The sequence below is a fragment of the Streptomyces poriticola genome (assembly GCF_036689765.1).
Classification (GTDB): Bacteria; Actinomycetota; Actinomycetes; order Streptomycetales; family Streptomycetaceae; genus Streptomyces; species Streptomyces poriticola.
On sequence record NZ_JBAGKH010000001.1, the window covers coordinates 1 to 18514 of the forward strand.

An 18514-nucleotide genomic window follows, 5' to 3' on the forward strand; every position below is an offset into this window, starting at 1 on the left:
GCGCACCGAGGAGGTCGAGCTGTCCTGGGAGATCCTCGACCCGATCGAGGAGTACTGGGACGGGCACGGCGCTCCGGCCCGCTACCCGGCCGGGACCTGGGGTCCGGTCGAGGCGGACGACATGCTCGAGCGAGACGGACGGAGCTGGCGCCGGCCATGAAGACCGACCTCACGGACACCACGGCCAGCAAGATCAACAAGGCGCTGGTACAGGGCCGCCGGGCCATCGGCACCCCGGCCATCGGCATGGTCCTCACCCTGGTCATCGTCACGGACGAGGAGAACGCCTACGACGCGCTGAAGGCGGCCGGCGACGCCTCGCACGAGCACCCCTCGCGCACCCTCGTCGTCATCAAGCGGGTCTCCCGCTCCCCCCGGGACCGCACCCGGTCACGGCTGGACGCCGAGGTGCGCCTCGGCGCGGACGCCGGGACCGGCGAGACGGTGGTGCTGCGGTTGCACGGCGAGGTCGTCGAGCACGCCCAGTCGGTGGTGCTGCCGCTGCTGCTGCCGGACGCGCCGGTGGTGGTGTGGTGGCCGGTGAACGCACCGCTGGACCCGGCCAGCGACCCGCTGGGCGCGCTGGCGCAGCGCCGGGTCACCGACACCTACGCCTGCGAGCAGCCGGTGGAGGAGCTGATCGCCCGGGCCGGCAACTACACGCCCGGCGACACCGACCTGTCCTGGACCCGGATCACACCGTGGCGTTCGATGCTGGCGGCGGCACTCGACCAGGTCACCTGCGAGGTGCAGGGCGTCGAGGTGGAGGGCGAGGAGTTCAACCCCAGCTGCGAGCTGCTGGCGATGTGGCTCGCCGACCGGCTCCAGGTGCCCGTCGAGCGGTCGGTGTCCACCGGTCCCGGACTTACGGCGGTACGCCTGGACACGGACTGCGGACCGATCGCCCTCGACCGCGGCGACGGCACCCTGGCCAACCTCTCCATCCAGGGCCAGCCGAACCGCGCGGTGGCGCTCAAGCGGCGGGACACCGCCGAGCTGATCGCGGAGGAGCTGCGCCGGCTGGACCCGGACGACACCTACGCGTCGGCGCTGCGCTACGGCGTGGACCGGCTGAACGGCCCGGCCAAAGGAGCCGGTGGAGACGCCGACCGGGAACCCCTCGCGGTCCCCGCTCCCGTCGAGACGGCTGCGAAAGCTCCCGCGAAGTACGCGGCGCAGGAGACGGCGCCGGTGAGGAAGGCGGCGGCGAAGTGAGCGCACACACTCCCCAGCTGGTGGTGCACCGGGACAAGGAGCTGATGGCCGAGGCCGCCGCGGCCCGGCTGATCACCAAGGTGGTGGACGCCCAGGCCTCCCGCGGCCACGCGTCCGTGGTGCTGACCGGCGGACGCAACGGCAACGGCCTGCTGGCGGCGCTGGCCTCGTCACCGGCCCGGGACGCGGTCGACTGGGGCCGCCTGGACCTGTGGTGGGGCGACGAGCGGTTCCTCCCGGAGGGCGATCCGGACCGCAATGTCACCCAGGCCCGGCAGGCGCTGCTCGACTCGGTGCCGCTGGACCCGGAGCGGGTGCATGCGATGCCGGCGTCGGACGGCCCGTACGGCGCGGACGCGGACGCGGCGGCGGCCTCCTACGCGGAGGCGCTGGCCCGGGCCGCAGGCCCGGAGAACCACGCGGCCGTGCCGACCTTCGACGTCCTGCTCCTCGGCGTCGGCCCGGACACGCATGTCGCCTCGCTCTTCCCCGAACTGCCCGGGGTACGCGAGACCGAGCGCATGGTGGTCGGCGTGCACGGCTCCCCCAAGCCGCCACCGACCCGGGTGACGCTCACTCTCCCGGCGATCCGCGCGGCCCGCGAGGTGTGGCTGCTGGCGGCCGGCGAGGACAAGGCGCGGGCCGCGGCGATCGCCCTCTCCGGCGCGGGGGAGATCCAGGCCCCGGCAGCGGGCGCCCGGGGCCGCGCCCGCACCCTGTGGCTCCTGGACGCGGCAGCGGCGTCCCGACTCCCCCGGGGGCTGTACCCGCCGGCGTCGCCGTAGGAGCTTCTCGCGCACGTCGTTGCTGACGGCGGCGCGGGCTGCCGGGTCCCCGAGGGCGGAGGCCCGGGTCGTCAACGCCCGCCGGGAGCACACGAGGTCTCCGGGCGGGCGGGGGCCTACTTCACCGACCCCGCCATCACCCCCTGCACGAAGTGCCGCTGGAAGGCGAAGAACACGGCCACCGGGACGATGAGGGACAGGAACGCGCCCGGGGCGAGTACGTCGATGTTGCTGCCGAACTGCCGGATCTGGGACTGGAGTTCCACGGTGAGCGGCTGGGCGGAGCTGTCCGCGAACAGCAGCGCGACCAGCATGTCGTTCCACACCCACAGGAACTGGAAGATGGCGAGGCTGGCGATGGCAGGACGGCCCACGGGCAGCACCAGCCGGGTGAAGATCCGCCACTCGCTTCCCCCGTCCATCCGGGCCGCCTCCAGCATCTCCTTCGGTATCTCGGCGAAGTAGTTGCGCAGCAGGAACACGGCGAACGGCAGCCCGTAGGCGACGTGGAAGAGCACCACGCCCGGGATGGTGCCGAACAGGCCGAGCTGGCCGAAGAGTTTGGCCACCGGCAGCAGGCCGATCTGCACGGGTACCACCAGCAGCGCGACGACGACCAGGAAGACCGCGTCCCGGCCGGGGAAGTCCAGCCAGGCGAAGGCGTACCCGGCGAGCGCGGCGACGACCACCACGAGCACCGTGGTCGGCACCGAGATCAGCACGGTGTTCCAGAAGGCCTGGGTGATGCCGGCGTTCTGCAGCAGCGCCGAGTAGTTGTCGAAGGACAGCTGGCCGGGGGCGGCCAGCGCCGTCCACCAGCCGCCCTTCGCGGTGTCCTCGGCGGACCGGAGGGAGGACAGGAACAGCCCGGCCAGCGGGGTCATCCAGACCAGGCCGACCAGCACCAGGAAAGCCTGGACGACTCCGTTGCCCACCCATCTCCTGAGGGCGTTCATCGCTGGCTCCTTCGGAAGCGGCGGACGTTGAAGACCATGGCCGGGACCACCAGCAGCAGGAGCAGTACGCCGAGCGCGCTGCCGAGTCCCTGGTTGTTGCCGCCGCCGAACGACACCAGCCACATCTGTGTCGCGAGCACGGTCGCGTCCTGCTGCACCGGGCCGGGCGCGATGATGTAGACGAGGTCGAAGACCTTCATCACGTTGATCACCAGGGTGACGAAGACGACGGTGAGCACCGGCGCCAGCAGCGGCACGGTGATCTTCCGGAAGATCTGCCACTCGTTGGCGCCGTCCATCCGCGCCGCCTCCAGCGCGTCCCGCGGCAGCGAGGCCAGGCCGGCGCCGATCAGCACCATCGCGAACCCGGTCCAGATCCACAGGTAGGCCCCGATGATCGCCGGGGTGACCAGGGCCGGGCCGAGCCAGGAGACGCCGTCGTACGGCGGGGCGAAGTTCCCCGCGGGGAGTTTCACGGTGTACCCGGCGCCGTCCAGTCCCCCGAAGCGGAAGGAGCCGTCGGCGGCGGTGGTCGTCGTGGCGACCGTCCTGCCGTCGCGCACCGCCTCCACCGTCATCCCGGGGAGCCCGCTCTCCTCCCGGTCGACCGTCCCCTGCTCCCCTCCGCCGCCGGGTGTGAAGTCCAGGTAGACGACACCGCGCAGTTCATCGGCTGCGGCGCCGGCCCGCGCCGCCCCGTAGGCCGGCTCGGCGCCGGACGGCAGGTCGTCCGGGCGTACGCCGACCAGCCCGAGGGACACCGTCCGCCCGGGTGCCGCGTCCGCGCGGTAGGAGCCGTCGGCCTCCTCGGTCAGTCCCTGGCCGTCACGGGGCCGTGCCGTCGGGTAGCCGGAGGTGCCCGCGAAGGCGTCGTGGACACCGACGACGGCCGCGTTGAGCACGCCCTTGTCCGGGTCCTCGTCGTAGGCGAGCCGGAAGATGATGCCCGCGGCCAGGAAGGACACCGCCATCGGCATGAACAGCAGCAGCTTGAAGGCGGTGGCCCAGCGGATCTTCTCGACCAGGACGGCGAGGATCAGTCCGAGTCCGGTCAGCAGGGCGGGGGCCACGACGACCCAGATCGCGGTGTTGCGGATGGCCTTGAGCGTGGCCGGGTCGCGGAACATCTCGGCGTAGTTCTCGCCGCCGACGAACCGGGTCCCGGAGGCGTCGAAGAGGCTGCGCCCGACCGAGAACAGCACCGGGTAGACGACCAGCGCGCCCAGCAGGAGCAGTGCGGGCAGGGCGAAGAGGACGGCGGCGGCCCGCCCGCGCCGGCGGGGACGCCGTGGGCGTCCGGTGCCGGCGGCGGGCGGTCGCGCCTCTTTGAGCAGGGTGGCGGTCATGACCGTCAGTTCCCGTAAGCCTTGGCCGCGGCGGCCTCCAGCTCCGCCGCGGTCGCCTTCGGGTCGGACGGGTCGCGCAGGAAGTCCTGCAGGATCTTCCACTCGCCGGCGCCCTTGGTGCCGCCGAAGGCCGCGGGGGCCTGGTCGGACATGTCGAAGCGGACCGAGTCACCGGCCTGGACCAGGGACTCGGCGGTGGCCCGGGTGACGTCGTCGCCGTAGGAGGCGGCGTCGAGCTTCTGGTTCGGGGAGAGGAAGCCGCCCGCCCCGGCCCACACGGCGGCGGCCTCCGGAGTGGCGAGGTACTCCAGGAGCGCCATTCCGGCCTCGGCGTTCTTGCCGTCCTTGAGGACGACGGCCGCGTCGCCGCCGCTGACCACGGGCGCCTCGCCGCCGTCGACCGCCGGGAACGGGAAGAAGTCGGCGTCCTCGCCGATCGACCTGCCGAACTGGTCCTTGGCGACACCGGCGACGAAGTCGCCCTCGTAGACCATGCCGGCCTCGGGCTCGGGGCCGAACACCTTCTCCACCGAGCCGGGGAAGTCGGTGGTCAGCGCGCCCTTCTGGCCGCCGGCGACGAGCTGCTCGTCCCGGAAGAGCTCGCCGAGCGTGGTGAGCGCCTCGACCACGCTGGCGTCGGTCCACTTCAGCTCGTGGGCGGCGAGGGCGTCGTACTTCTCGGGCCCGGCCTGGGAGAGGTAGACGTTCTCGAACCAGTCGGTGAGGGTCCAGCCGTCCTGTCCGGCGACCGCGAAGGCGGCCAGGCCGGAGTCGGAGACGGTGCGTCCGGCCCTCAGCATCTCGTCGTAGGTCTTCGGCGGCTGCACCCCGGCCTGGGTGAGGGCGTCGGGGCTGTACCAGACGGTCGACTTGTGGGCTGCCTTGAAGTACAGGCCGTAGAGGGTGCCGTCGACGCTGCCGTAGTTCTTCCACACGTTCGCGTAGTTGGCGGACACCGACTTCTGCGTGGTGTCGGACAGCGGCTTGAGCCAGCCGGCCTCGGCGAACTGCTTGAGCACGCCGACCTGCGGGACCATCACCACGTCGGGGGCGTTGCCGCCCTCGATCTTGCTGCCGACGACGGTGGAGACGTTGTCGCCGGTGGAGACGAACTCGGTCTCGGCGCCGGTCTTCTCCGCGAAGGCGTCCAGCACCTTCTGGAAGTTCTCCTGCTCGGCGCCGGACCAGACACCGGCCACGGTGACGGTCTGCCCGCCGAGCGGCTTGTCGCCGCCGCCGGCGCTGACGGGCCCGCCGCCGCAGGCGGTGGCGCCGAGGGCGAGCACGAGGGCGGTGCAGCCGGTGAGCAGGGTGGTACGTCGTCTCATCATCGTTGATGTCCCTTCGGGTGTGGGTTGACGCGGTTCGGAGGTCTGCCGCGGTTCAGGCGTCGGTGATCCACCAGGCCGCGGTGGAGCCGGGCAGTTCCCCGGCCGGGCAGGGGCCGCTGGCCAGCAGCGGGGTACCGGGGACGGGTGCGGTCGTGGCGGCGGTGCCGAAGTTGACGGCGCAGACCAGGCCGTCGCCGCGGACGAACGCGAGGACGTCGGGCGCGCTGTCCAGCCAGCGCAGTGTGCCCTCGCCCAGCTGGGGCAGCTCCGAGCGGAGCTGGAGGCCGTCGCGGTACAGGTGCCAGAAGGAGCGGGTGTCGGCGAGCGCCCGGTCGGTGGCGTACTCGGCGAAGTACTCCGGCTGCGGCAGCCACGGCTTGGCGCTCCCGGCGCCGGAGGTGAAGCCGAACGGGGAGGCCTGCCCGGACCAGGGCAGCGGCACCCGGCAGCCGTCGCGGATCCGGGCCCGGCTGCCGGTGCGGCGGAAGATCGGGTCGGTGAGCACGTCGTCGGGCAGGTCGACGACCTCGGGCAGCCCCAGTTCCTCACCCTGGTAGATGTAGGCGGCACCGGGCAGCGCCAGCATCAGCAGCGCGGCGGCGCGGGCGCGGGCGGCGCCGAGGCCGCTGCCGCCGGGGGCGGGTTCGCCGTACCGGGTGACGGTGCGGACCTGGTCGTGGTTGTTGAGGACCCAGGTGACGGTCGAGCCGGTGCCGGCGATGTCCTGCATGGCCTCGGAGATGACCTTGCGGAAGGCGTCGGGGTCCCAGGGGGCGCCGAGCAGGTCGAAGAAGAACGCCTGGTGGAGCTCGTCGGCGCGGACATAGCGGGCGTGCTCGCGGGCGGAGGGGACGGACACCTCTCCGACGAGCAGGCGTTCGCGGCCGTCGCGGGCGGTGTACTCCTCGCATATCGCGCGCCAGTGGCGCCACACGCCGTGCACCTCGGGCTGGTTCCAGGCGAGCGGGTTGACCGAGTCGCGGGTGCGGGCGTCGGCCTCCGGGTCCGGGGAGTCCGGCAGCTCGGGGTGCTTGAAGAGGCCGGCGGCGACGTCGATGCGGAAGCCGTCGGCGCCCCGGTCGAGCCAGAAGCGGAGTGTCCGGTCGAACTCGGCGGCGACCTCGGGCACGCGCCAGTTCCAGTCCGGCTGCTCCGGCGTGAACATGTGCAGGTACCACTGGCCGGGCCGGCCGTCGGCTTCGGTGACCCGGGTCCAGGCGGGGCCGCCGAACATGGCGTGCCAGTTGTTGGGCGGTTCGGAGCCGTCCGGTCCGCGCCCGTCGGCGAAGTGGAAGCGGGCGCGGGCCGGGCTGCCGGGGCCGTCCGCGAGCGCACGGCGGAACCACGGGTGGTCGCTGGAGCAGTGGTTGGGGACGATGTCCAGCAGGACCCGGATGCCGAGCCGCCGGGCCGCCGCGACCAGCCGGTCGAACTCGGCGAGGTCACCGAAGAGCGGGTCGACGCCGCAGTAGTCGGCGACGTCGTAGCCGTGGTCGTGCTGCGGCGAGGGGTAGAAGGGGCTCAGCCAGATCCCGTCCACGCCGAGCTTGCGCAGGTACGGCAGTCCGGCGCGGACACCGGCGAGATCGCCGACGCCGTCTCCGGTGCTGTCGAGGAAGCTGCGGACGTAGACCTGGTAGATCACCGCGTCCCGCCACCAGTCGTGCGTGTTCACCCGTTGGCCTGTCTGTTCGAGCTGACTGTTATGCATGCATGTTAAGTAGCGGTGTCGCGCGGGTGTCAACGAACAGACAGAAACTACCGGTGAGTTAGGGATGGCAGAGTGGGTGAAATACGGACATTCTGCCCATGAATGAGACTCTGGCGTTACCTAACAGGTAACTAGCGGCGGGAGATCGCCGCCAGCTCCCTCGCCAGCCGCCGCACGGCGCTCTCGGGCGTCTCGTGCCCGGTCATCGCGTCGTGCACGACCGCCTGCACCGCCAGGCTGACCTGGTCGTAGTGCGGGCTCTTGGGGCGCGGCGCGGCGGCCAGCACGCTCTCGCGCAGGGTCGGCAGATAGGGGAAGGCACGGACCAGCTCCGGATCCTCGTACAGGTCGGCCCGCACCGGCGGCAGCGCGCCGCGGGTGAGGACCTGGCGCTGGACGGGCTCGCTGGTGAGGTACGCCAGCAGCCGGGCCGCGGAGTCGGGGTGCCGGGCGTGAGCGCTGACGGCGAGGTTGGAGCCGCCCAGGACGCTCGTCGCGGGGCCGTCGGGGCCGGGCAGCGGTACGGCGCCGACCTTGCCGGCCAGCGGCGAGCCCGGGGCGGAGGCGCCGACGTAGGCGTAGGGCCAGTTGCGCAGGAAGAGCAGGCGGCCGTCCTGGAAGGCCCGCTTGGACTCCTCCTCCTTGTAGGTCAGCGCCGCCTGCGGAATCCAGCCCTCGCGCACCCCGCGCACCAGGAAGCCGATGCCTTCCCGGGCCGCCGCGGAGTCGACCGTGACCCGCTCGCCCTCGTCGCCGAGGATCGAGCCGCCCGCCGAGTAGACGGCCTCGGCGGCGTTGACGGTGAGGCCCTCGTAGGGCAGGAACTGGCCCGCGTAGCCCTCGAGTCCGTGCTTCGGGGCCAGGGTCCGCGCCTGCCGCTCCAGCTCGGCCCAGGTGCGCGGCGGCTCGACGCCCTCGGCGGCGAGGACGTCCTTGCGGTAGAGCAGCAGCCCGGCATTGGTGACGTACGGCACGGCGTACAGCCGGCCGTCGTACGTCGCCGTGTCGACGACCGGGGGCAGGAAACTGCCCAGCGGGAAGCGGTCGCGGGGCAGCGGGCGTATCCAGCCGGCGGCGGCGAACTCCGGGGTCCAGTTGACGTCGATGTTGAGGACGTCGAACCGGTGGCGGTCGCCGTCGCGCAGGTCGGTGGCCATCTGGGCCCGGGTCTCGTCGGCGGAGTCGGGCAGCTCGACGAGGGTGACCCGCTCGTCGGGGTGGGTGCGGTTCCAGCCCTCGAGCAGCGGCCCCAGATAGCCGGTGAGGTCGCCGGCGGTGGCCAGGGTGAGCGGTCCGCGGCCGTCCGCGGAGCCCTCGTGGGCCCGGGCACCGGAGGCGGCATAGCCGGTCATGATCACGACGAGGACGAGGAGGCCCCTTCCGGCGGCACGTATCCACCGCATAGGTTCCTCCCAGTACGACGTCGTACGTTTCGGTGCGCCGGGTGCACGGCGGGCACCGGCACCGGGCTCCGTTGCCCGGACCGAGCCATGTATACCGGTTAGGTATGCGGGATACTAGGGCCTGCGGCACACGACGAGAACAGCATGACGAGAACAGGAGGACCGCCGAGTGCGCCTGCCCCTCCTGGCCCTTCTCGCCCGTGGCCCGGCCCACGGCTACGAGCTGAAGCAGGACCTTGAGCAACTGCTGGGTGCGGCGTACCCTCAGCCGAACGTCGGCCAGATCTATGTCACCCTCGGCCGCCTCGAGAAATCGGGACTGATCGAGGGCGAGGACGTCGAGCAGTCGAGCCGGCCCAACAAGAAGGTCTACCACCTCACCGACGCCGGTCGGGAGGCGCTGCGCGTCTGGTACGAGGAGGCGGCGGACGAGCCGCGGGTGCGGGACGAGTTCTTCATGAAGCTCGCGCTCGCCCCGCAGACCGGTCTCGCCGACCAGATGGCCCTCATCAACCGGCAGCGGCGGCAGTACCTCAACACCATGCGGCAGCTGTCGAAGCTGGCCGCCGCCGAAGACCGGGACAACCGCATCGCACAGCTGCTGATCGAGGGCGCGATGCTGCACCTCCAGGCGGACCTCGACTGGCTGGAACGGTGCCAGGAGGAGCTGGAGGAGCTGGAAGAGCTGGAGGAGCTGCAGTGAGCAAGGTCACCGCTCCCGTGCTGCGCGCCGAGGGCCTGGTCAAGACGCACCACGGCGAGGGCGCGCCCGCGCACGCCGTGCGCGGTGTCGGGCTGGGTGTGCGGCGCGGCGAGTTCGTCGCGGTCACCGGACCGTCCGGGGCCGGCAAGTCGACGCTGCTGCATCTGCTGGGCGGACTGCAGCGGCCGGACGCCGGCCGGATCTGGCTGGACGGCGCGGACACGGACGGCTGGTCCGAGGCACGCTGGGCGGTGGAGCGCAGGAAGCGCATCGGGATCGTCTTCCAGTTCTTCAACCTGGTGTCGAACCTGTCCGTCGCCGACAACGTCGAGCTGCCCGCGCTGCTCGCCGGGGTGCCGCCGAAGCGGGCCCGCGCCGAGCGGGAGGAACTGCTCGCCGAGCTGGGCCTGGCGGGCAAGGAGCGCAGCATGCCCGGTGAGCTGTCCGGCGGCGAGCAGCAGCGCGTCGCCCTGGCCCGGGCGCTGGTCAACCATCCACCGCTGCTGCTGGCCGACGAGCCCGCGGGCAGCCTGGACAGCAGGGGCACCCGCGAGGTGATGCGGCTGCTGTCCCGCTTCCACCGGCGCGGCCAGACGATCCTGCTGGTCACCCATGACGCCCGGCTTGCGAGCTCCGCGGACCGGGTGATCAGCTTCTTCGACGGGCGGATCGCCGACGACGCGGAACTGGACGGCGCCCCGGCGCCGCGCCGCCCCGGCGCCTCCGGGGTGCTGGAGCTGAAGGACTGACATGCCGGTGACGTCGAGGACCGACGTGCCGGGATACGGCCGTCGCGCGCGGAGAGGGTGAGGGACCCGTGCGAGCCGCTCTCCGCTGGGCCCACTCCGATCTGCGCACCCACCGCGGCGAGGCGCTGTTCCTGGTCCTCGCCACCGCGGGCGTCGTCGCCTCGCTGCTGCTGGCCACCGCCCTGTTCGGCTATGCCACCAACCCGTGGCAGCGGGTCTTCACCCAGGCGCACGGCGCCCATGTCTGGCTGCACACCACCCCCGGCGCCGACACCGGGAGGCTGGGCGGGCTGGACGGCGTCGAGTCGGTCGCCGGCCCCTACCCGGCCGCCCCCGCCACCGTCGCCTCCGCCCGCGGCACCCGGGCCTCCGTCGAGCTGCGCGGCACCGCCGACCGGCCCGCCGTGGGCCGCCCGCTGCTCAGCGCCGGTACCTGGCTGGACCCGGCGGCCCCCGACGGCGTGGTGCTGGAGAGCCGGCTGGCCCGCGCCCTGCTGGCCCAGCCCGGCGACGTCCTCACCCTGCCCGGCACGGCCCGTGAACTGACGGTGCTCGGCATCGCCGAGAGCCCCGAGCGCCGCTACCGCCCCGGGGAGCGGCCGGGCCTGGTGTGGGCAGCGCCGTCGGCCGTGCCCGACCCCGGCGGGCAGGTGGTCGGGCTGCGGCTGACCGACCCGGACGACACCGGGTACGCGGTGCAGCGGGCGGTGACCGTGCTGGGCGCCGGGGCGATCGGGCAGGTCGCCACCTGGGAGCAGGCGCGCGCCGAGGCGCAGGGCGACAACCGGCTGCTCGGGCAGGTGCTGGGCCTGTTCGGGCTGGGCGCGCTGCTCGCCGCCGGGCTGGCCGTGCACGGGGCGATCGGCACCCGTATCCGCGGGCATCTGCGGGACATCTCGGTGCTGAAGGCGATCGGGTTCACGCCCGGCCAGGTGGTCCGGGTGTTCCTGTTCCAGCACGTGGCGTATGCGCTGCTGGGCGCGGTGGCCGGTGCCGCGCTCGTGCAGGCCGCGGGCACTCTGGTGCCGGGGCGGCTCGGGGACGCGGTCGGGGTGTGGCAGGGGTTGCCCGGGCACCCCGTCGCACTGCTCGCGGTACCGGCGGGCGCGGTGCTGTTCATCGGGGCGACCACCGGGCTCGCCGCCTGGCGGGCGGGGCGGGTGCCGCCCGTGCCGGTGCCGCGTCCGGCGGCGGCGGGCGGTGGACGGCTGTCCGCGCTGGCCCGGGGGGCGCTCGGGCTGCGGGTGCGGGGACTGCGGGTGCCGGCGCCCGTGGTGCTGGGCTGGCGCACCGCGTTCACCCGGCGTACCCGCTCCCCCGCGACGGTCGCCCGGCTGGCGCTGCCGCTGCTGCTGATCGTGGTGGCGGTGAGCGCCTGGACCACCATCGACCGCTTCCACCGTGACCCCGAGCAGATCGGCCTGCCCGCGGCGCTCACCGTGCGCGCCGAGGCCGGTCTCGGCGACGCGGACGTACGCGCCATGCTGGAGCGCGATCCGCAGGTCGCCGCCGCCTACCCGGGCGTGGAGGTGGCCGCGCTGGTACCGGGCCAGACGGCGACCATCGCCCTGCGCGGCCTGGGCACCCGCGCGGACCCGTATCCGTACGCCCTGGCCGAGGGCCGGGCCGCGCGCGGTCCGGACGAGGCCGTGGCCGGGCAGGGGCTGCTGGACCTGCTGCAGGTGCGGGTCGGCGACTGGGTGCGGATGACCGTGGGCGACCAGCCGCAGATCCTGCACATCGTGGGGCGCAGCATCGAGCCGGAGAACGCCGGGCGGGTGGTGTCGACCTCCCTCGACACCCTCCGCCAGAACGACCCGCGACTCCGCCCCACCCTGCACCAGGTCAGGCTGGCCCCCGGCGCCGATCCGCACGAGGTGGCCGAGCGGCTCGCGGAGACCGGGCAGGGCCGGCTGGACGTACACACCGTGACCAATCCGGCGGACGGGCTGTCGCCGCTGCGCGGGGTGGTCCTCGGGCTGATCGCCGTGCTGGCGCTGATCGGGCTGATCGAGCTGCTCACGGCGATCGGCGGCACGGTCCGCGAGGGCGAACGGGATCTCCTGGCGCTGAGGGCAGTGGGCCTGTCCGCGCGCGAGATCACCGCCGTCACGGTCGTCGCCACCGGTCTGACGGCACTGGCGGCGGTGCTCACCGCCACGGCCGTCGGGCTGCCGCTCGCCCGCCGGCTGATCGACGCCCAGGGCGCCTCCAGCGGCATCGGCGCCGGGATCGCCCGCAGTCCCTCCCCCGTGCTGCTGCTCGCGCTGGGCGCGGGGGCCGTGCTGGGCGCGGCGGCGCTGGCCGCGCTGCCGGCCTCCCGGGCGGCCCGCCGTCGGCTCGCGGACACGCTCGGCGCGGTGGCCTGACCGGACGGCGGAGCCGGGCTGCGGAGGCCGTGGAGGCTCGGAAGGTCAGGGGAAGTACGGGTCGTAGGGGTTCTGCGGGCGCCGGCCCTGCGGCTGCCCGTACGGATTCCCCTGGGGCGGCGGGTAGGGCTGACCGTACGGGTTGCCCTGCGGCGGTGGCGGGTACGCGTACCCGCGCGGCGGCGGGTAGGGCTGACCGTACGGGTTGCCCTGCGGCGGCAGGTACGGGGGTGCCGTCGGCGGGGGCGGGCCCGGGAGCGGCGGCAGGGTCGCCGGGTGGGCCCGCAGCCGGATGCCGTAGCGGCGGCGCAGCCGGCCCGCCTCCAGCAGCGCGATGCCGGTGACCGTGACCGGAGCGCCGAGGATGAAGACGATGCCCAGGGTGAGACCGAGGCCGTGCAGATCTCCGGTGAGCAGGTCGGGGAGGGCCATCAGCCAGGTCGTCACGGTCGCGAGCAGCGGCGGCAGAGAGCGGTGGACACCCGCGGTGCCGAAGAAGTTGCCGGAGACGTGCACCGCCCCGCGGGCCACGAAGACGACCATCCAGAGCGCCAGTGGTCCGAGCAGCAGGATCCACATGCCGGTGGCGGGGGCCGTCTGCAGCAGGAAGACCGTGAGCACGATGCAGCCGACGAAGAGCAGCAGCAGCTTCAGCGAGTTGAGCAGCGGGGTTCGCAGCGCCCGTACGGTGCCGCCACGCCGCCACACCCACAGCATCAGCCCGACCGTGAACGGGGTGATGAGCAGCAGGACGAGGGACGCGGTCAGCATGTTCTCCAGGATCTCCTCGAAGGCGAAACCTCCCTCGACGAAGGTGTAGACGCCGACCGCGGCGATGGTTCCGGCGATCAGCCGGACCCGCTTGAGCTGTTCGACCGACGGATCGACGGATTCCGGGATCCAGGCCGGGTGGAACGCGGCGCGCGCCGCGTGCTTGGGCCGCAGCAGCTCCCTCGCCGACAGCCCTCCGCCCGTCCAACTCCCTGGCGAACCAGTCATGTTGTCCTCCCCCGAGTCACCGCATTCATGATCGCGGCGAGTATAGGGCAGGCCCCGGGGGAGCGGCCCGGCGCGGGTCCGCCGCTCCCCCGTAACCGTGCCGCCGGACGCCTCAGGCCCGGCCGCGCAGCTCCCGGTAGGCCGTGACGAGTGCCCGGGTGGAGGCGTCCAGTCCGGGTACGTCCACGCCCTCGGTCAGCGCCGGCTCCACCCGCTTGGCCAGCACCTTGCCGAGCTCGACGCCCCACTGGTCGAAGGAGTCGATGTTCCACACGGCGCCCTGTACGAACACCTTGTGCTCGTACAGGGCGATCAGCTGGCCGAGGACGGACGGCGTCAGCTCGCGGGCGAGGACGGTGGTCGTCGGGTGGTTGCCCTTGAAGGTCTTGTGCGGCACCAGTTCCTCGGGCACGCCTTCCGCCCGCACCTCGTCCGGGGTCTTGCCGAAGGCGAGTGCCTGCGTCTGGGCGAAGAAGTTGGCCATCAGCAGGTCGTGCTGCGCCTTGAGTTCGTCGCTCAGCTCGGCCACCGGCTCGGCGAAGCCGATGAAGTCGGCCGGGATCAGCTTCGTGCCCTGGTGGATGAGCTGGTAGTAGGCGTGCTGTCCGTTGGTGCCGGGGGTGCCCCACACGACGGGCCCGGTCTGCCAGTCGACCTCGCGGCCGTCCCGGCCGACGTGCTTGCCGTTGGACTCCATGTCGAGCTGCTGGAGATAGGCGGTGAACCGGGACAGGTAGTGCGAGTACGGCAGCACAGCGTGGGACTGGGCGCCGTGGAAGTTGCCGTACCAGATGCCCAGCAGGCCGAGCAGCAGCGGCACGTTGGACTCGGCGGGCGCGGTGCGGAAGTGCTCGTCGACGAGGCGGAAGCCGTCGAGCATCTCGCGGAACCGGTCCGGGCCGACGGCGATCATCAGGGAGAGGCCGATCGCCGAGTCGTAGGAGTAGCGTCCGCCGACCCAGTCCCAGAACTCGAACATGTTGGCGGTGTCGATGCCGAACTCGGAGACCTTCTCCGCGTTGGTCGACAGGGCGACGAAGTGCTTGGCGACGGCGGCCGGGTCACCGAGCGCGTCGAGCAGCCACGTGCGCGCGGAGGTGGCGTTGGTGACGGTCTCGATGGTGGTGAAGGTCTTGGAGGCGATGATGAACAACGTCTCGGCCGGGTCCAGGTCTCGGGTGGCCTCGTGCAGGTCGGCGCCGTCGACGTTGGAGACGAAGCGGACGGTCAGATCGCGGTCGGTGAAGGCGCGCAGCACCTCGTAGGCCATGGCGGGGCCGAGGTCGGAGCCGCCGATGCCGACGTTGACCACGTTCCTGATGCGCTTGCCGGTGTGGCCGGTCCACTCGCCGGAGCGGACCCGGTCGGCGAAGCCGGCCATCTTGTCGAGGACGGCGTGCACCGCGGGTACCACGTTCTCGCCGTCGACCTCGATCACCGCGTCCGCCGGGGCGCGCAGCGCGGTGTGCAGCACTGCCCGGTCCTCGGTGACGTTGATCTTCTCGCCGTGGAACATGGCATCGCGCAGACCGAAGACATCGGTGGCGGCGGCCAGCTCGCGCAGCAGCCGCAGGGTCTCGTCGGTGACGAGGTGCTTGGAGTAGTCGATGTACAGGTCGCCCACGCGGAGGGTGTAGCCGGTGCCGCGGCCCGGTTCGGCGGCGAACAGCTCACGCAGATGCGTGTCGCCGAGTTGCTCGCGGTGCTTGGCCAGCGCGGTCCACTCGGGCGTCTGGTTGAGCCTGGTACGGCCGTCTGCGTTCATGTCGGACTTCAGCCTTCTCTCGTGCCTGTCCCTGCTGCCGGTCCCAACCTAGTTGATCAGGGTGACGGGGATGGGGGACGTGAAGGCGATGGCGCAAACGGCCGCGGCCGGGCCCGGGTGCCCGGCCACCGGTCATCTCCTAGATCTCGCCCCGCAGTTTGGCGAGTGCCTCGGCGAGGATGGCCTCGCCGTCGGCGTCGCTGCGGCGCTCGCGGACATAGGCCAGATGCGTCTTGTAGGGCTCGGTGCGCGGCGGGTCCGGCGGGTTGTCCCGGTCCTGCCCGGCGGGGAAGCCGCAGCGCGGACAGTCCCAGGTCTCGGGAACCTGTGCGTCGCTGGCGAAGCTCGGCTGGGTCTCGTGTCCGTTGGAGCACCAGAAGGAGACGCGCAGACGGGGCGCGGACTCGCCGCGCTCGGCCTCGCCCATCGGCCCCGCCCCGACCCGGCTTCCTCGGATCGCGTTGCCACTTGCCACGGTCGTAACTCCCTGCGTGATGGTGCCGCGAAGCGAGTCGGCGTTCCGCTTCGCTGCGAGCGCCTCAGTCTACGTAAGGCCCAACGCGCGTCCAGTGAGCAGAGTTACCACCGCTCGGACGGCGCAGGCCCCATGATAGGGCCGCGCCTTGCGGCGCGGACCCGAACATGGGGCCTTGCGTAGGGAAGTGCGTGCCGCATCGGCAGCGCGGAGACGCGTGCCGCGCGGGCGGCGCCTGCCTCAGTTGTTCGCCTTGATCAGCAGGCCGAGCACGACGATGCATGCGACCCACATCAGACCGACCACCACGGTGATCCGGTCGAGGTTGCGCTCGGCGACCGAGGAGCCGCCGACGGACGACTGCATGCCGCCACCGAACATGTCGGAGAGGCCGCCGCCCTTCCCCTTGTGCATCAGCACCAGCAGCATCAGCAGCAGGCTGAAGACGATCAGGGTGATCGAGAACCCCAAAACCACGGCTGGACCAACTTCCTCGGACTCTGACGGACGACGGGGGCACGGCGGCAGTGGACCACCATGCCCCCGCAAGGGTACGACGTAACGCCGCCGGCGCATACTCGCCGGTCGACCTGCGGTGCTGCTACTGGTCGCGGAAGCGGACGATCTTGACGAACTCGTCCGCGTCCAGCGAGGCGCCGCCGACCAGGGCACCGTCGATGTCGGCCTGCGCCATGATCTCTGCGACGTTGCCGGACTTGACGGAGCCGCCGTACTGGATGCGGATCTTGTCGGCGACATCCTGCGAGTACAGCTCGGCGATCTTGCCACGGATGGCGGCGCAGACCTCCTGGGCGTCCCCGGCACCGCAGACCTTGCCGGTACCGATGGCCCACACCGGCTCGTAGGCGATCACGATGGTCTCGGCCTGCTCGGCCGTGAGGTCCTTCAGACCGCCCTCGACCTGGGCCAGGGTGTGCGGGACGGCGTTGCCGGCCTCGCGGACCTCCAGCTCCTCGCCGACGCACATGATCGGGGTCAGTCCGTGCTTGTAGGCGGCCTTGACCTTGGCGTTGACGATCTCGTCGGTCTCGGCGTGGTACTGGCGTCGCTCGGAGTGCCCGATCGCCACGTAGGTGCACTTCAGCTTGGACAGCATGGGGCCGGAGATCTCGCCGGTGTAGGCGCCGCCGTCGTGGGCGGAGATGTCCTGGGCACCGTACTTGATCTTGAGCTTGTCCCCGTCGACCAGGGTCTGCACGGAGCGCAGATCGGTGAACGGCGGCAGGACGGCAACCTCGACGGCGTCGTAGTCCTTGTCCGCCAGGGCGAAGGCGAGCTTCTGGACGTGGGCGATGGCCTCGAGGTGGTTGAGGTTCATCTTCCAGTTGCCCGCCATCAGCGGCGTGCGCGTGCTCATGCTTGGTCAGTCCTCCAGTGCGGCGAGGCCGGGGAGCGTCTTGCCCTCGAGGTATTCGAGGGAGGCGCCGCCACCGGTCGAGATGTGGCCGAATGCGTTCTCGTCGAAGCCCAGGGTGCGGACGGCCGCGGCGGAGTCGCCGCCGCCGACCACGGTGAAGCCCGGGGAGTCGAGGAGGGTCTGGGCGACCGCCTTGGTGCCCTCGGCGTAGTCGGGGTGCTCGAAGACGCCCATGGGGCCGTTCCAGAAGACGGTGGCCGCGTCGGCGAGCTTCGAGGCGTACAGCTTGCGGGTCTCTGGACCGATGTCCAGACCCTCCTGATCGGCCGGGATGGCGTCCGCGGCGACGGTGGTGGGGTGCGTGGGGGCCTTGGTCCTCAGGTCGGGGAACTCGGTCGACACCAGCACGTCGACGGGGAGCACCAGCTCGACGCCGTTCTCCTCCGCGCGCTCGATGTACTCGGTGACGGCCGGGATCTGGTCCTCCTGCAGGAGGGAGATGCCGACCTCGTGCCCCTGGGCCTTGAGGAAGGTGTAGGCCATGCCGCCGCCGATGAGCAGCCGGTCGGCCTTGCCCAGCAGCTGGTCGATGACGGCGAGCTTGTCGGAGACCTTGGCGCCGCCGAGGGCGACGACGTAGGGCCGGCTGACGTCCTCGGTGAGCTTCCTGAGGACGCCGACCTCGGTGGCGATGAGGTACCCGGCGTAGTGCGGCAGCCGCTTCGGCAGGTCGAAGACGGAGGCGTGCTTGCGGTGCACCGCGCCGAAGCCGTCGCCCACGTACACGTCGGCGAGGCCGGCCAGCTTGTCGGCGAAGGCGGCGCGCTCGGCGTCGTTCTTGGCGGTCTCGCCGGCGTTGAAGCGCAGGTTCTCGATGACTGCGACCTGACCGTCGGCGAGGTCGGCGACGACGGCCTCGGCGGAAGGGCCGACCGTGTCGTCGGCGAATGCGACGCCGGCGCCGAGCAGCTCACCGAGCCGGGCGGCGGCCGGGGCCAGGGAGAAGGCCGGGTCCGGGGCACCCTCGGGGCGGCCCAGGTGGGAGGCGACGATCACGCGCGCGCCCGCGTCGGCCAGGGCCTTGACGGTGGGCAGCACGGCGCGGATGCGGCCGTCGTCGGTGATGGTGGTGCCGTCCAGCGGCACGTTGAGGTCGGCGCGGACGAAGACACGCTTGCCCGCCACGCCGTCCGTAAGGAGTTCGTCGATCGTCTTCATGCAGGGGCTCCCGGGGCTCTTGATCGCTCGTGATCCTACGAGGGCTGGTGGTGCTGGACGCGAGGCAGGGCCCGGGCAGCGCGTCCCTGCGCCGCCCGAGCCCTATCGCAT

General features: G+C 72.3%; 16 protein-coding genes and 1 pseudogene. 6 read left to right on the plus strand and 11 right to left on the minus strand.

Going from position 1 to position 18514, the window contains the following annotated elements; genetic code table 11:
* From V5O46_RS00005 to pgl, 3 genes and pseudogenes are all read left to right on the plus strand, one after another.
* A pseudogene (locus tag V5O46_RS00005) lies at positions 1-160 on the plus strand (glucose-6-phosphate dehydrogenase); the annotation flags it as partial.
* Positions 157-1215, plus strand: coding sequence for a glucose-6-phosphate dehydrogenase assembly protein OpcA (gene opcA / locus V5O46_RS00010; protein WP_332882236.1), 1059 nt, complete (start codon positions 157-159; stop codon positions 1213-1215). The pseudogene V5O46_RS00005 and the gene opcA, both read left to right, overlap by 4 nt.
* The gene (pgl, locus tag V5O46_RS00015) at positions 1212-2000 is read left to right on the plus strand and encodes a 6-phosphogluconolactonase (RefSeq protein ID WP_332882237.1); all 789 of its coding nucleotides are present in this window, start codon (positions 1212-1214) and stop codon (positions 1998-2000) included. Before opcA ends, pgl begins: the two co-directional genes overlap by 4 nt.
* Positions 2001-2116: 116 nt before the next feature.
* On the opposite strand, the gene V5O46_RS00020 is transcribed toward pgl, so the two are convergent.
* The 5 genes from V5O46_RS00020 to V5O46_RS00040 form a co-directional block, all read right to left on the minus strand.
* Positions 2117-2956 carry a carbohydrate ABC transporter permease gene (locus tag V5O46_RS00020; protein WP_332882238.1) on the minus strand — a complete coding sequence of 280 codons (840 nt, stop codon included), beginning with the start codon at positions 2954-2956 and terminating at the stop codon, positions 2117-2119.
* Complete coding sequence (locus tag V5O46_RS00025) at positions 2953-4302, minus strand: carbohydrate ABC transporter permease (protein ID WP_332882239.1); 1350 nt, start codon at positions 4300-4302, stop codon at positions 2953-2955. The genes V5O46_RS00020 and V5O46_RS00025 overlap by 4 nt, the downstream gene beginning before the upstream one ends.
* Before the next feature lie 5 nt (positions 4303-4307).
* On the minus strand, positions 4308-5633 hold the full coding sequence (locus V5O46_RS00030) for an ABC transporter substrate-binding protein (protein WP_332882240.1): 1326 nt from the start codon (positions 5631-5633) through the stop codon (positions 4308-4310).
* Positions 5634-5685: 52 nt separating this feature from the next.
* A complete protein-coding gene (locus V5O46_RS00035) occupies positions 5686-7344 on the minus strand; it encodes a glycoside hydrolase family 13 protein (protein ID WP_332882241.1) in 1659 nt (552 codons plus the stop codon).
* 131 nt (positions 7345-7475) lie between these two features.
* Positions 7476-8747, minus strand: a complete 1272-nt coding sequence (locus V5O46_RS00040) for an ABC transporter substrate-binding protein (RefSeq protein ID WP_332882242.1) — start codon at positions 8745-8747, stop codon at positions 7476-7478.
* A 169-nt stretch (positions 8748-8916) separates the two neighbouring features.
* Here V5O46_RS00040 and V5O46_RS00045 point away from each other — a divergent pair, with 169 nt between their 5' ends.
* The 3 genes from V5O46_RS00045 (at position 8917) to V5O46_RS00055 (ending at position 12568) form a co-directional block, all read left to right on the plus strand.
* A complete protein-coding gene (locus tag V5O46_RS00045; RefSeq protein ID WP_332882243.1) occupies positions 8917-9450 on the plus strand; it encodes a PadR family transcriptional regulator in 534 nt (177 codons plus the stop codon).
* Positions 9447-10199, plus strand: a complete 753-nt coding sequence (locus V5O46_RS00050; RefSeq protein WP_332882244.1) for an ABC transporter ATP-binding protein — start codon at positions 9447-9449, stop codon at positions 10197-10199. Before V5O46_RS00045 ends, V5O46_RS00050 begins: the two co-directional genes overlap by 4 nt.
* Before the next feature lie 68 nt (positions 10200-10267).
* Positions 10268-12568: an FtsX-like permease family protein gene (locus V5O46_RS00055; RefSeq protein WP_332882245.1), complete on the plus strand. Its 2301-nt coding sequence runs from the start codon at positions 10268-10270 to the stop codon at positions 12566-12568.
* 45 nt (positions 12569-12613) lie between these two features.
* Here the strand turns inward: V5O46_RS00055 and V5O46_RS00060 are convergent, their stop codons facing one another.
* The 6 genes from V5O46_RS00060 to V5O46_RS00085 all read right to left on the minus strand — a co-directional run bounded on the left by V5O46_RS00060 (position 12614) and on the right by V5O46_RS00085 (position 18403).
* Complete coding sequence (locus V5O46_RS00060) at positions 12614-13567, minus strand: hypothetical protein (RefSeq protein ID WP_332882246.1); 954 nt, start codon at positions 13565-13567, stop codon at positions 12614-12616.
* Between the two features lie 112 nt (positions 13568-13679).
* Positions 13680-15332 carry a glucose-6-phosphate isomerase gene (pgi, locus tag V5O46_RS00065; RefSeq protein WP_332882247.1) on the minus strand — a complete coding sequence of 551 codons (1653 nt, stop codon included), beginning with the start codon at positions 15330-15332 and terminating at the stop codon, positions 13680-13682.
* 139 nt (positions 15333-15471) lie between these two features.
* On the minus strand, positions 15472-15807 hold the full coding sequence (locus tag V5O46_RS00070; protein ID WP_119105043.1) for an RNA polymerase-binding protein RbpA: 336 nt from the start codon (positions 15805-15807) through the stop codon (positions 15472-15474).
* A gap of 240 nt (positions 15808-16047) precedes the next feature.
* Positions 16048-16284: a preprotein translocase subunit SecG gene (secG, locus tag V5O46_RS00075; protein ID WP_332882248.1), complete on the minus strand. Its 237-nt coding sequence runs from the start codon at positions 16282-16284 to the stop codon at positions 16048-16050.
* A 124-nt stretch (positions 16285-16408) separates the two neighbouring features.
* Positions 16409-17185, minus strand: a complete 777-nt coding sequence (gene tpiA, locus V5O46_RS00080; protein ID WP_332882249.1) for a triose-phosphate isomerase — start codon at positions 17183-17185, stop codon at positions 16409-16411.
* 6 nt (positions 17186-17191) lie between these two features.
* Complete coding sequence (locus V5O46_RS00085; protein ID WP_332882250.1) at positions 17192-18403, minus strand: phosphoglycerate kinase; 1212 nt, start codon at positions 18401-18403, stop codon at positions 17192-17194.
* Positions 18404-18514 lie beyond the last annotated feature (111 nt).